This window comes from Mycobacterium sp. PS03-16 (assembly GCF_004570325.1).
Taxonomy (GTDB): Bacteria; Actinomycetota; Actinomycetes; order Mycobacteriales; family Mycobacteriaceae; genus Mycobacterium.
The window spans coordinates 40800-54079 of record NZ_SPQO01000030.1 but is presented as its reverse complement, the minus strand read 5'-3'; the positions used below and the strand labels follow the sequence as shown (position 1 = coordinate 54079).

At 70.0% G+C, this 13280-nt stretch carries 13 protein-coding genes; 6 read left to right on the top strand and 7 right to left on the bottom strand.

Translation table 11 applies throughout. From position 1 onward, the window contains the following. The coding region (locus E4P42_RS27230) for a hypothetical protein (protein WP_209305839.1) at nucleotides 1-209 on the top strand (209 nt) is incomplete at its 5' end. Nucleotides 210-363: 154 nt separating this feature from the next. Here the strand turns inward: E4P42_RS27230 and tyrS are convergent. Together tyrS and E4P42_RS21150 are read right to left on the bottom strand one after the other, a co-directional pair. Beyond that, nucleotides 364-1635 carry a tyrosine--tRNA ligase gene (tyrS, locus tag E4P42_RS21155; protein ID WP_135128037.1) on the bottom strand — a complete coding sequence of 424 codons (1272 nt, stop codon included), beginning with the start codon at nucleotides 1633-1635 and terminating at the stop codon, nucleotides 364-366. 25 nt (nucleotides 1636-1660) lie between these two features. Beyond that, a complete protein-coding gene (locus tag E4P42_RS21150) occupies nucleotides 1661-2272 on the bottom strand; it encodes a DNA-3-methyladenine glycosylase (protein WP_135128036.1) in 612 nt (203 codons plus the stop codon). 58 nt (nucleotides 2273-2330) lie between these two features. On the opposite strand from E4P42_RS21150, the gene E4P42_RS21145 reads away from it, so the two are divergent. From E4P42_RS21145 to E4P42_RS21135, 3 genes are read left to right on the top strand one after another with little or no spacing between them, the layout of a single operon-like run. Further along, complete coding sequence (locus E4P42_RS21145; protein ID WP_135128035.1) at nucleotides 2331-3074, top strand: ABC transporter ATP-binding protein; 744 nt, start codon at nucleotides 2331-2333, stop codon at nucleotides 3072-3074. After that, nucleotides 3017-3844 carry an ABC transporter permease gene (locus E4P42_RS21140; protein ID WP_135128034.1) on the top strand — a complete coding sequence of 276 codons (828 nt, stop codon included), beginning with the start codon at nucleotides 3017-3019 and terminating at the stop codon, nucleotides 3842-3844. Before E4P42_RS21145 ends, E4P42_RS21140 begins: the two co-directional genes overlap by 58 nt. Nucleotides 3845-3850: 6 nt before the next feature. After that, complete coding sequence (locus tag E4P42_RS21135; RefSeq protein WP_135128033.1) at nucleotides 3851-4465, top strand: TetR family transcriptional regulator; 615 nt, start codon at nucleotides 3851-3853, stop codon at nucleotides 4463-4465. Here E4P42_RS21135 and E4P42_RS21130 read toward each other — a convergent pair. The 3 genes from E4P42_RS21130 to E4P42_RS21120 form a co-directional block, all read right to left on the bottom strand. Further along, on the bottom strand, nucleotides 4462-4668 hold the full coding sequence (locus E4P42_RS21130; RefSeq protein ID WP_135128032.1) for a Trm112 family protein: 207 nt from the start codon (nucleotides 4666-4668) through the stop codon (nucleotides 4462-4464). The genes E4P42_RS21135 and E4P42_RS21130 overlap by 4 nt on opposite strands. Nucleotides 4669-4673: 5 nt before the next feature. Continuing rightward, nucleotides 4674-5120, bottom strand: a complete 447-nt coding sequence (locus E4P42_RS21125) for a hypothetical protein (RefSeq protein ID WP_135128031.1) — start codon at nucleotides 5118-5120, stop codon at nucleotides 4674-4676. 64 nt (nucleotides 5121-5184) lie between these two features. Continuing rightward, a complete protein-coding gene (locus E4P42_RS21120; protein WP_135128030.1) occupies nucleotides 5185-8214 on the bottom strand; it encodes an acyl-CoA synthetase in 3030 nt (1009 codons plus the stop codon). A gap of 106 nt (nucleotides 8215-8320) precedes the next feature. Here E4P42_RS21120 and E4P42_RS21115 point away from each other — a divergent pair, with 106 nt between their 5' ends. After that, a complete protein-coding gene (locus E4P42_RS21115) occupies nucleotides 8321-10111 on the top strand; it encodes an ABC-F family ATP-binding cassette domain-containing protein (RefSeq protein WP_135128029.1) in 1791 nt (596 codons plus the stop codon). A gap of 69 nt (nucleotides 10112-10180) precedes the next feature. Further along, nucleotides 10181-10633, top strand: a complete 453-nt coding sequence (locus tag E4P42_RS21110; protein WP_135128028.1) for a TIGR03618 family F420-dependent PPOX class oxidoreductase — start codon at nucleotides 10181-10183, stop codon at nucleotides 10631-10633. Here E4P42_RS21110 and argH read toward each other — a convergent pair. Both argH and E4P42_RS21100 read right to left on the bottom strand, forming a co-directional pair. Next, nucleotides 10630-12060 (bottom strand): argininosuccinate lyase, encoded by a 1431-nt coding sequence (gene argH, locus E4P42_RS21105; RefSeq protein ID WP_135128027.1) that lies wholly within the window; start codon nucleotides 12058-12060, stop codon nucleotides 10630-10632. The genes E4P42_RS21110 and argH overlap by 4 nt on opposite strands. After that, nucleotides 12057-13274, bottom strand: a complete 1218-nt coding sequence (locus E4P42_RS21100; protein ID WP_135128026.1) for an argininosuccinate synthase — start codon at nucleotides 13272-13274, stop codon at nucleotides 12057-12059. Before E4P42_RS21100 ends, argH begins: the two co-directional genes overlap by 4 nt. Nucleotides 13275-13280: the final 6 nt, after the last annotated feature.

The window sequence follows — 13280 nt, the reverse complement described above, 5'->3', positions numbered from 1 at the left end:
AACAATCTGACCAAGCACCAGAAAAATCTGGCAAAAAACAACAACCCACCCCTAAACGGGAAAAAGAGGCAGGCCAAAAAAACAACAAACAAAAACCACCAAACACACTATTGAGTTCTCAAACAACACACCCGCCCGAACCGCGCGTCGATCCCGCGGCCAAAAGCCGCGTTCACGTAGAGCGGACGGTCAGGAACCCACCTAGGTGAGTTTCCCTCTGGGAGTCTGCCGCGCTCCCCGGCCCGGAGGCCGTGTCGCGGCGACGTGGAGATAAGTTACGTGGTTGGAAACTCGGAGTCAAATCGCCTGCTAGGAGGCGGTTTTGGCGCCAGATGGGCGGCACGGTCGTACGACCGTGCCAGTTCATCCAACGCGCTGCACCCCGGCGATATTCCGCTTCCCCCGCCGCAGCACCAACCACCGCCCGTGCAGGAAGTCGGCCGGCTGCGGGATCCAGTCGTCGCTGTCGATGCGCACGTTGTTGACCGACACCCCACCCTCGGCGACCGTTCGGCGGGCCGCGCCCTTACTGGCCGACAGCCCGGTGGCGACCAGCAGGTCGGTGATCGAGTCCGGTTCTCCCGGAGTGAGTTCCGCCACCGAGGCCTCGTGAAGTGCCGCAGCCAACGTCGACTCGTCGAGCGCGTCGAGCTCACCGCGACCGAACAGCGCCTGGCTGGCGTGCTCGACCGCCGCGGTCGCCGCCTCGCCGTGCACCAACGTGGTCAGCTCTCGCGCCAGCCGGCGCTGCGCGGCCCGCTGGTGGGGCCGTTGCGCGGTGGCCTCTTCGAGTTCGGCGATCTCGCCCCGGTCCAGGAAGGTGAACCAGCGCAGGTAGGCGATCACGTCGGCGTCCGCGGTGTTGATGAAGTACTGGTACCAGGCGTACGGGCTGGTCATTTCGGGGTCGAGCCACAGATTGCCGCCGCCCGTGGACTTCCCGAACTTCTTCCCCTCGGAGTCGGTGACCAACGGGGTGGTCAGTGCGTGGACGGTGTCGCCGAGCTTCTGGCGCACCAGCCGGACGCCGGCCACGATGTTGCCCCACTGGTCGGAGCCGCCGACCTGCAGTGCGCACCCGTGTCTCTCCCGCAGCTGCACGTAGTCGTTGGCCTGCAGGAGCATGTAGCTGAACTCGGTGTAGGAGATGCCCTCTCCTTCGAGCCGACGCCGGACGGTGTCGCGGTCGAGCATGACGTTGACCGAGAAGTGCTTGCCGACATCGCGCAGGAACTCGATGGCCGACAGCGCACCGGTCCAGCTCAGGTTGTTCTCGATGACGGCGCCGGTCGGCGAGGCCTCGAACTCCACGAAACGCTCGAGTTGTCCGCGGATGCGGTCGGCCCACTCCGCGACCGTGTCGGCGGTCTGCATCGTCCGCTCACCGGTGTCGCGAGGATCACCGATCATCCCGGTGGCGCCGCCGGCCAGCACGATCGGCCGGTGACCGGCCCGCTGGAACCGTCGCAACGTGAGCAACGGCACCAGGTGGCCGGCATGCAGGCTCGGCGCGGTCGGGTCGAACCCCGAGTACAGGGTCAGTGGACCGGCGGCCAGATCGGCCGCCAGGGCATCTCGGTCGGTCGATTGCGCGATCAGCCCGCGCCAGTCCAACTCGTCGAGGATGCTGCTCATAACCGGAGATCATTCCGTACCCGAGTCAGTCGCCGGCGCCCGGTGCCGGGGCCCGTGGACTCCGCCGGTACGCCGACACCTCGGGGCGCCCGGCCAGCCACATCCGCCACGGCCGGTCGGCGGCCTGACTCACCCCGACCCGCGGTCCGGATTCGTAGGCTCGCTGGTCAGCGAGTTCCAGGCGCACCGGGCTGTCGGCCGCGAAGACGTCGATGCCGTTGTCGTCCATCCCGATGCCGAGGGCGGAGCAGAGGTTCCCCGGCCCGCGGGCCAGCGCCACCTGCCGCACCGACTCACCGCGGCGGAACTGGGCGATGCCGTGTCCCGACTCGACTGCCGCGGCCCGCAGCAGCACCGCCGCGGCGACCTCGTCGTCGGCGCAGACGACGTTCGCGCAGACGTGAATGCCGTGGCTGCGGTAGGTGTAGAGCCGCCCCGGCGGTCCGAACATCACCGAGTTGCGCGGGCCGGGTCCGCGGTAGGAGTGGGCGGCCGCATCGGGCCAGGGTCCGTGCGCCGGCCCACCGTAGGCCTCCACCTCGACGATCGTGGCGCTCACCCCGCGGCCGACGAGCACCGCGCCGAGCAGGCGTTCGGCCGCCGTAAGCGGATCGACCCGTAACAGTTCCGCACTCACCCGAGGGATTCTGCCGACCACCCTTGACACCGTCTCCGGCGGGGAGGATATTCATCGCATGATGACTTCATCAGACGATGAATTCCAAGCGGCCGCCGTCGACATCGCCGGCCTGCGGGTGGTCCGCGGCGGACATGTCGCGCTCGACGACGTGTCGGTCCGCATCGTCCGCGGCACCATCACGGGTCTGCTCGGCCCATCCGGATGCGGGAAGACCACGCTGATGCGCTGCATCGTCGGCACCCAGGTCGTCGAGCGGGGATCGGTGATCGTCCTCGGCCGGCCCGCCGGATCGGCCGAGTTGCGACACCGGGTCGGTTACGTCACCCAGGACGCGACGATCTATCCCGACCTGCGAGTCATCGACAACGTCCGATACTTCGCCGCGCTGTACGGCAGCGGCGCATCCGCGGCCGACGAGGCCGTCGACGCGGTCGGACTCGCCGACCACCGCACCGCGCTGGCCGCCAACCTCTCCGGCGGTCAGCGCACCCGCGTCTCGCTGGCCTGCGCGCTGGTGTCGCATCCCGACCTGCTGGTGCTCGACGAGCCCACCGTCGGCCTGGACCCCGTGCTGCGGGTCGACCTGTGGGAGCGGTTCGGTGAACTCGCCCGCGGTGGCACCACCCTGCTGGTGTCCAGCCACGTGATGGACGAGGCCGACCACTGCGGCGACCTCGTGCTCATGCGCGACGGGCGCGTCCTGGCCCACACCACCCCCGACCGACTCAGGAAGGACACGGCATGCACGTCACTGGAGGAAGCGTTCCTGTCCGTCATCCGGCACAGCACCGCGGCCTGACCCCCCGTCATCCGCTCCACCCGCAGGCCTACCTGGCCACCACCGGACGGATCCTGCGCCAGCTCGCCGCCGACCACCGCAGCGTCGCGATGATCCTGGTGGTGCCCAGCCTGGTCATCACGCTGATGTACTTCATGTTCGTCGACGCCCCGCATCCGCCGGGGACGCCGGGACCGTTCAACAACGCCTGCCTGATCATGCTCGGCGTCTTCCCGCTGATCGTGATGTTCCTCATCACGTCGATCACCATGCAGCGCGAACGGGTGTCCGGCACGCTCGAGCGGATCCTCACCACTCCCCTGCGCCGGACGGATCTCCTGGCCGCGTATGGCACCGCATTCTCACTGGCCGCTGCCGCGCAGGCCACCCTGGCGTGCCTGGTGTCGTTCTGGTTACTGGGCTTCGAGACCGCGGGCAGCCCCCTGCTGGTGTTCGCGATCGCGATCGTCAACGCGGTCCTCGGGGTCGGCCTCGGGCTGCTGTGCAGCGCGTTCGCCCGCACGGAATTCCAGGCCGTCCAGTTCATGCCGCTGGTCATCGCACCGCAGCTGCTGCTGTGCGGCATCATCGTGCCGCGCGACGTGCTGCCCGAATGGCTGCAGTGGATCAGCAACGCGATGCCGGCCAGTTACGCACTGGAGGCGCTGCGCGAGGTCGGTGCACATCCGGAGTTGACGGCGACCGCCGTCCGTGACATCGCTATCGTGGTGGCTTTCGCGGTCGTCGCCCTCGGCCTGGCCGCGGCCACGCTACGACGAAGGACACCGTAGGACCCCGTGACCACCAACGCTGAGCGCAGACGCCCCGGGCGGCCGCCCGGGGCGTCCGACACTCGCGAGCGGATTCTGCTCAGCGCGCGGGGGTTGTTCGCCCGCAATGGCATCGACAAGACGTCGATCAGGTCCATCGCCGCGGCCGCCGGGGTCGACGCGGCGCTGGTGCACCACTACTTCGGCACCAAGCAGCAATTGTTCGCCGCCGCGATTCACGCCCCGATCGACCCGATGAGCGTGATCGGGCCGCTGCGCGAGGTGCCGGTCGACCAGATCGGCCACACGTTGCCCAGGCTGATCCTGCCGATCTGGGATTCCGAGGCGGGCAAGGGTTTCATCGCCACGCTGCGCTCCCTGCTGGCCGGCGCGGAGGTGAGCCTGCTGCGGTCGTTTCTGCAGGAGGTCGTGGTCGCCGAGGTGGGGGCACGCGTCGACGATCCGCCGGGCACCGGACGAATCCGGGTCCAGTACGTCGCCTCGCAACTGGTCGGCGTGGTGATGGCCCGCTACATCCTCGAACTCGAGCCGTTCGCGTCGCTGCCGATCGAGCAGATCGCCGAGACGATCGGCCCGAACCTGCAGCACTACCTGACCGGCGACCTGCCGGGTCTGGTCTAGGCGCCGGCGCGCTCGAGTAGCCGCTGGTGTTCGGCGTCGTCGGTGACCGCAACCGCCTCGTCGACCAGCAGCACCGGGATGCCGTCGTCGATGCGGTAGCCCCGGCGCAGCCGCGGGTTGTAGAGCATCTCGTCGCCGATGCTCAGCAACGGTCCGCGGTCCTGCGGGCACACCAGGATGGCGAGGAGTTTCTCGTCGAGCACCGAGGCTAGTCCCAGGGATTGATGTCGTACTCGGGCCCGAGGAACGGGTTGTCGTCACCCGGGGGCACCCAGGCCGGCGCCTTGACCGCGGGGCCACCGCCACCGGACAGCGACGCCTGCATCTGGACCTTGCGCTGGTAGGCGACCGTCGACTGCAGCGCGCTCAGCAGCCGTGACTGGTTGGGCAGGAAGTCCCACCCCTCCTGCAGCGCCGCGAGATTCTCCTGCGACGGCCGGAAGCCCTGCGCCCGCAGGCTCAGCGACTGCTCGACCAACTGCGAGATCTGGCCGCCGCCGGCGCCCTGCATGTACTTGGCCCCGACCGTGTCGAGGATGTCGGCCCCTGCGGTGGGAGCGCTGAAGAGCATTCCGGCGGCCAGCGCACCGCTGGCGACGGTGCTGACCAGCGCGCGGCGCCACCCCGGGCGGGAATTACGGCTCTGCGAGTTCATCTTTCCTCCAGTCGGTGTGACGCCAGCGGGGAGCCTATCAGCGTGGCCGCGGGGCGGCACGGTGTCACTGTTGGGCACGGGGCTGTGCGGCCGCCCCGTCGTCCCGCGAGCGATCAAGGTCCCGACCTCCGGTCAATTCAGCACGCACGGCCACGGTCAGCCGCTTGTAACTATTGGTATCGGTGTCGAGGTACCAGGAGTTACGCCGCGACGGTTTCGGCACGCCGGCGGCCCGCAGCGGACTGATCAGTGGCCGGTAACTCGCGCTCAACTCGATCTCGGGAACCACGTGAACGACGTCGGGCGGCTGGCCGACCGGCAGATCCGCCAGCGCCTCGGACAGGTCGGCCGTCGGGATGGTGCCGCCGGGGCGCAGGGCCAACGCGGTGACGGCCAGCCGCCGGCCGGCCGTCTCCACCCCGTAGGTGACCGCCACGTCGACCGCGCCGATGCGCCCCACCGCATCGCTGATCGGCATCGCGTACACCGGGCCGCGGTCGGTGTGGATCACCGCGCCGCGGTTGTCCACCAGCCAGTAGTCGCCGTCCTCGTCGCGGCGGAACAGATACTCGGTCGACACCCAGGTGTCGGCGGGTGCGAAGACCCCGCGTTTGACCAGCGCCGTGGGGTCGACCGGGCCGCGCGGGCGGGCGAGCAGCACGCCGACCTCGTTGGTCGCCGCGCGACGCACGAAGCCGTCGTCGTCCTCGAGGATGAGATCGTCGTCGGGGTCGTAGGCGGCCAACTCGACCTGTCCGCCGCCGGGCAGTGCGCGGCCCTTACTGCCGATCTTGGCGCCGGAGACGTTGGCCAGGACGGCCTGACCGTCGGTGGTGGCGAAGAACTCCACGACCGTGGCCGGCTCGAACACCTCGACGACACGCTTCCACAGCCCGGTCGGCATACCGGAGCCGATGAACAACCGGACCGGGTGGCCGCCGGTGAGCCGGAAGGACGGATCGTCGATGATCTCGCGCAGCATCGCCCACGTGTAGGACACCACCGAGACGCCGTACTGGCGGATCTCCTGCACGAACCGGTCGGGATGCAGCTCGCGGGACAGCGCGATCCGCGCCCCGCCGACCACCGCACCACCCAAGCTGACCAGCAGCCCGGACTGGTGGTGCAGCGGCGTGAGGCAGTAGACGGTGTCCCCCCGGCCGAGGTTGGCCGCCGAGGCGGTGCCGAACGCCGACAACGCCCACCGGTAGTTGGTGATCTGTCGGGCGACCAGTTCGCCGCCGACCGAGCTGAACGCGATGAACGCCAGGTCGCGGGCCAGACCCGGGTTGGGCCGGTACCACCCGGGCAGCGCAACCCGGTCCGGATCGATCTGCTCCATATCCAGCACAGACGCCACGTCGTCGTATCTGTCCAGGTGCAGATCCCGGGCCTCACCGCCGCCGAGCACCAGCACGCGCATCGGCAGTGTGCGCGCGGCGTCGAGGTGGCCGGGGTCGGCGATGATCTCCGACACCGCGCCCAGGCGCGCGGCCCTCGCGAGGTCCACGTCGGGCGGCATGAGCACCGCCACCGCACCGAGTCGGGACAGCGCCGCGATCGCCACCAGCGCACTGGGCCGGGTGTCCATCAGCACCCCGACATGCGCGCCTTGGCGGACGCCGACCTCGATGAGCCCGCGGACCACGTTGTTGATGCGGCGGTCGACGGCCTCGTAGGTGTGCACCCGGCCGTCGAACAGCAGGAATTCTCCGCCCGGGGCGCCGCGCGACTGCTCGGACATGATCCGCCCGAGCGAGATGCGCGTGTGGTCGTTGATCTGGCCGAGCCGCGTCAGGCGCGGCAGGGTGCGGGCGGTCTCGATCGCCAGCGTGCGTGCGGACTTGTTCGCCGAGACCAGCGCGCCTGCGGCCGAGCGGGCGACGCCGAAGGCCATCTCGGTGGCGGCGGTGGCGCCGTGCGCCACCCGCGAGCTCAGCGACACCCCGCTCTCGAGGTGCTCGGCCGGTTGCAGCGCCATCGGGTCGACGGATTCGGGCATATCGCCGCTGCCGTCGAGCCATTTGACCCAGTGCGCCACTGTCGGCCACGTCTGCTCGGAGGCCTTGGAGCCGACGACCAGACCGAAATGACCTGCGCGCAGCAGGAATTCGTACACATCGGCCTGCGGGGCGGCGCGTTTGATGCCGCGCACCGCGGCCGGCTGACCGATGTCGTCGACCTCACCGACCACCGCGAGCACCGGGCAGGTGATGTCGGACAGCGTGACCAGCTGACCGTGGATGGAGAAGCCGCCGGTCATCATCCGGTTGTGGGCGATGAACTGTTTGAGCAGTTCCGAGATCGCCGGACCCGACCAGGCGATCCAGCCCTCCGAGGCCAGGAACCGCCGCTGCTGTTCGCGCGGCAGCAACGCCTCGCGGTCGTGCAGCTGCATCAGGAACTCGAGCCGCGCCTGCGCGGTCTTGATCGGGTCGAGCATCTGGAAGCCGGTGCGCGCCAGCCAGCCCGGGATGTCGATGCGGCTGAAGACGTGATCGGCCATGAAGTCGGCGGCGCCGACGGCCAGGCCCGCGGGCAGGTTCATCGGCAGCGCGGCCAGGGTGTCGACCGGCGCGCCGAACGCGACGATGCTGGCCAGGTCACGCGACTGCCGGTAGGCGGCGGTCTGGTAGCAGAACATTCCACCCTGCGAGTAGCCGGCGAGGTGGACGTCGCGGCCGGTGACCTCTTTGACGGTGTCGATCGCGTTCGACAGCGCCACCACGTGGTCGGCGAGGTTGCGCTGCATCCCGCCCTCGACCTTGTCCGGCGACCCGAAGTCGATCACCCACGGGTCGATGCCCGCGCGGTGCAGGATGCCGACGGCGCCGTCCTCGCGGGTCACGTCCCACATGTCGGCCGACATCATCATGGGGTGCACCATCAGCACCGGCGGGCCCGGCGGGGCGGCGCCCGGGCGCGCATCGGGCGGGAAGTACCGCCGCAGCCGGTACATCGGGACGCTCTGCACGATCTGGAACGGGGACGGCACGGCACCGGTCTCCAGGCCGCCGTACCGCAGGACCTCGAGACCGTTCTGGGCGGTCGCGACCAGCCGCCCCACTGGTCTGGTGATTGCCGAAAGGTCCACCACCGAGAACTCCCCTTCGCGTCGCTGCCGCCCGTCATCATGGCACAGCGGCCCTGGTCGCCCGTGGTCAATCCGACAGCCCCCGCCCGCATAGCCTGGAGGGGACATGGCGCATCTGCTCGGGGCTGAAGCCCTTTATCTGGAATACCCGACCAAAGTCGTGTTCGACGCCGTCTCCCTCGGCGTGAACGAGGGCGACCGCATCGGCATCGTGGGCCGCAACGGCGACGGCAAGTCCAGCCTGCTGGCCATGCTGGCGGGTCGTCGCCGCCCCGACTCCGGACGGGTGACCGTCCGGGGCGGCGTGCAGATCGGGGTGCTGGAACAGGGCGATGACCTCGACGACGCCGACACCGTCGGGCATGCCGTGGTCGGTGACGTCCCCGAACACGAGTGGGCCGCGGACCCCCGCGGCCGCGACGTGATCGGCGGCCTACTCGGCGATCTGGCCTGGGACGCGGCCGTCGGCACACTGTCGGGAGGGCAGCGGCGCCGCGTGGCGCTGGCCCGGCTGCTGGCCGGCGACCACGATGTGTTGGCGCTCGACGAGCCGACCAACCATCTCGACGTGGAAGCCATCACCTGGCTTGCCGAACACCTCAAGCAGCGCTGGTCCCCGTCGGCGGGCGGCGTCCTGGTGGTGACCCACGACCGCTGGTTCCTCGACGAGGTGTGCACCGTGACGTGGGAGGTGCACGACCGCATCGTCGAACCCTTCGACGGCGGCTACGCGGCCTACATCCTGCAGCGGGTGGAACGCGACCGGCAGGCGGCCGCGATCGAGGCCCGCCGCCAGAATCTCGCCCGCAAAGAGCTGGCGTGGTTGCGCCGCGGCGCCCCGGCCCGGACGTCGAAGCCCAAGTTCCGGATCGACGCGGCCAACGCGCTCATCGCCGACGTGCCGGAGATTCGTGACAAGGTCGCCCTGCAGTCCCTGGCGGTGTCCCGGCTCGGCAAGCAGGTGGTCGACCTGCTCGACGTGTCCGTGGCCTACCGGGAGCATGAGGTGCTGCGCGGGGTGGAGTGGCGGATCGCCCCCGGTGAACGCACCGGCATCCTCGGCGTCAACGGGGCGGGCAAGTCGACCCTGCTCGGTTTGATCGACGGGTCGGTCGAGCCGACCGCGGGCCGGGTCAAGCGCGGTAAGACGGTCAAGGTCGCAACGCTGACCCAGACGCTCGACGAACTGCGGCCGCATCTGGACGATCCGGTGCGCGTCGTGCTGGACAGTCTGCGCACCACCTACACCTTCGGGTCCGGCAGCAAAGCCCAGGAGCTCTCGCCAGGCCAACTGCTGGAACGGCTCGGGTTCTCGAGCGCCCAGTTGTCGACGCCGGTCAAGGACCTCTCCGGCGGACAGCAGCGTCGTCTGCAGCTGTTGCTCATCCTGCTGTCGCAACCGAACGTGCTCATCCTCGACGAGCCGACCAACGACCTGGACACCGACATGCTCGCGGCCATGGAGGACCTGCTCGACTCCTGGCCGGGCACCCTCATCGTCGTCAGCCACGACCGGTACTTCCTCGAACGCGTCACCGACCAGCAGTACGGCATCCTCGGCGGGCGGCTGCGGCACCTGCCGGGCGGCGTCGACGAGTACCTGCGGCTGCGCGCCGCCCGCGCCGCCCAGACCGGTCCCGCCCCCGCCGCCGCGGCCGCCGAACCGACTGGGCTGTCGGGCGCCGAACTGCGCGCGGCGCAGAAGGAGGTCGCCGCTATCGAGCGCCGGCTGGAGAAACTGCAGGCTCAGATCGACGGCGCGCGCACCGCACTCGCCGACCACGACCAGTCGGACTTCCAGGGGCTCGCCACCGAGATGGCCGCCATCCGCGCCATGGAAGACGAGGTCGTCGAGGCCGAGAGCCGCTGGTTCGAGCTGTCCGAGCAGATCGGCTAGCCGCGCAGCCGCACTGCACGAGAAGATGACCGCGGCCGAGGGCTGACAGTCCGGGAGTAGCGTCGACCCATGGCTGACCTCTCCGCGTTCACCGGGCTACTCGCGCGCGACCACGGGCTGTGTGTGGTCAGCACACTGCGCCGTGACGGCAGTATCCAGTCCACGGTCGTCAACGCCGGGGTGCTCACGCATCCGATCACCGCGACGCCGGTGGTCGGGCTCGTCGCGGTCGGCGGCTCCCTCAAACTGCGCAATCTCCGCGCCGATCCGCGGGCCACGATCGTCGCGCGCGCCGGCTGGCAGTGGGCGACCGTCGAGGGACGCGCGGAGTTGATCGGACCCGACGACCTCCACCCCGAGGTCGACGGCGATGCTCTGCGGACGCTGCTGCGCGATGTGTTCCGCGCCGCCGGTGGAACCCACGACGATTGGGCCACCTACGACCGCGTGATGGCCGAGGAACGGCGGACCGTGGTGCTCATCCGGCCCGGCCGCGTCTACACCAACCCGGCGGCCGGCTAGTTCGCCAGCCGCGCCCGAAGCCGGTCGGCCGTCTCGCGGACGACGCCGAGCTGCCGCGCGACCTGCGCCGGCGCGGTGCCGCCGCGGGCGTCGCGCGAGTTCACCGAACCCTCGATGGTGAGCACCTCGCGCACCTCACCGGTGAGCTCGGGATGGATCCCGCTCAGTTCGGCGTCCTCGAGGTCTTCGAGCCCGACCCCTCGTGCCTCGGCGGCGCGCACGGCCGCGCCGGCGGCCTCGTGTGCGACGCGGAACGGAACCCCGCGGCGCACCAGCCATTCGGCGACGTCGGTGGCCAGCGTGTAGCCCAGCGGCGCGAGCGCGGCCATCCGGTCGGTGTCGAAGGTCAGCGTGGACACCAGCCCGGCCATCGCCGGCAGCAGCAGTTCGAGTTGTGCGACCGAATCGAAGACCGGTTCCTTGTCCTCCTGCAGGTCCCGGTTGTAGGCCAGCGGCTGCGCCTTGAGGGTGGCCAGCAGGCCGGTCAGGTTGCCGATCAGCCGGCCGGACTTCCCGCGGGCCAGCTCGGCGATGTCCGGATTCTTCTTCTGCGGCATGATCGAGCTGCCCGTCGACCACGCGTCGTGCAGCGTCACGTAGCCGAATTCGGTGGTACTCCACAGAATGACGTCCTCGGCCAGCCGCGACAGGTCCACCGCGATCATGGCCAGCACGAACGCCGCCTCGGCGGCGAAGTCGCGGGCGGCGGTGGCGTCGATCGAGTTGTCGGCGGCGGTGTCGAAGCCCAGTTCGGCGGCGATCGCGTCGGGGTCGAGGCCCAGCGACGACCCGGCCAGCGCACCGGACCCGTAGGGGGACACCGCGGCCCGCTTGTCGAGATCGGCGATCCGGTCGACGTCGCGCAGCAGCGGATGGGCGTGGGCCAGCAGGTGGTGGGCCAGCAGCACCGGCTGCGCCGACTGCAGATGCGTCTTGCCCGGCATGATCGCGGTCGGATGGGCGGCGGCCTGGGTGGCCAGTGCGCCGGCCACGTCGAGCACTCCCCCGGCGACCCGGCGCATCGCGTCGCGCAGCCATGCCCGGAACAGCGTGGCGACCTGATCGTTGCGGCTGCGCCCGGCACGCAGCCGGCCGCCCAGCTCGGGTCCGACCCGGTCGATCAGGCCGCGTTCCAGGGCGCCGTGCACGTCCTCGTCGGTGACCAGGGGGCCGAAGCTGCCGTCGGCGACGTCGGAGGCCAGGCTGTCCAGCCCCGCGAGCAGCCCGTCGCGCTGCTCATCGGTCAGCAGGCCGGCCGAGAACAGCACGCGCGCATGGGCTTTGGACGCGGCGACATCGTAGGGCGCGAGCACCCAGTCGAAGTGGGTGGACTTGCTCAGCGCGGCCAGCGCGTCGGCGGGCCCGTCGGCGAACCGGCCACCCCACAGCGAGCCCTCGTTGGTGGCGCCCCGCTCCTCGGCGGTCATTGGATACCGAGGTCCCGGCGGGCCGAGATGCTCGACGACAGACCGTGGATCTGGACGAAGCCGCGGGCCGCCGACTGGTCGAACGTGTCACCCTCGTCGTAGGTGGCCAGGTTGAAGTCGTAGAGCGACTCCGCGCTGCGGCGCCCGTTGACCGCGATGTGCCCGCCGTGCAGCACCATCCGGATCTCCCCGGTGACGTGCTCCTGAGTGTTGGCGACGAACGACTCCAGCGCCGCCTTCAGCGGTGAGAACCACAACCCGTCGTAGACCAGATCGCTCCACTTGCGGTCGGTGGTGCGCTTGAACCGGCCGAGCTCGCGCTCGAGCGTGACGTGTTCGAGTTCGGTGTGCGCGGTGATCAGCACCATTGCGCCCGGCGCCTCGTAGATCTCGCGGCTCTTGATGCCCACCAGCCGGTCCTCCACGACGTCGAGGCGCCCGACACCCTGGGCGCCGGCGCGACGGTTGAGCTCCTCGATGGCCTGCAGCACCGTGACGCTGCGTCCGTCGATGGACACCGGCACACCCTTCTCGAAGCCGACGACCACCTCGTCGGGGGTGCTCCAGTTCAGCGTCGGATCCTCGGTGTAGTCGTAGACGTCCTTCGTCGGCGCGTTCCACAGGTGCTCGAGGAAGCCCGTCTCCACCGCACGACCCCACACGTTCTGGTCGATCGAGAACGGTGACCGCTTGGTCACGTTGATCGGGATCGCGTTCTCCTCGGCGAACGCGATGGCCTTCTCGCGCGTCCACGCGTAGTCGCGCACCGGAGCGAGCACCTTGAGATCCGGGGCCAGCGAGGCGAAGCCCACCTCGAACCGGACCTGGTCGTTCCCCTTGCCGGTGCAGCCGTGGGCGACCGTCCCGCCGCCGTGTTCGCGGGCCGCGTCCACGAGGTGCTTGACGATCAGGGGCCGGCTCAGCGCCGACACCAGCGGGTAGCGGTCCATGTAGAGCGCGTTGGACTGGATGGCGGGCAGGCAGTACTGCTCGGCGAACTCGTCGCGGGCGTCGACGACGACGGCTTCGACGGCACCGCAGTCCAGCGCGCGCTGGCGCACCACCTCCATGTCCTCGCCGCCCTGGCCGAGGTCGATCGCCACGGCCACCACCTCGCGGCCGGTCTCCTTGCCGATCCAGCTGATCGCCACGGAGGTGTCCAGACCACCGGAGTACGCCAGGATGACGCGATCGGACGTCGATTGGGCAGACACGGTGTG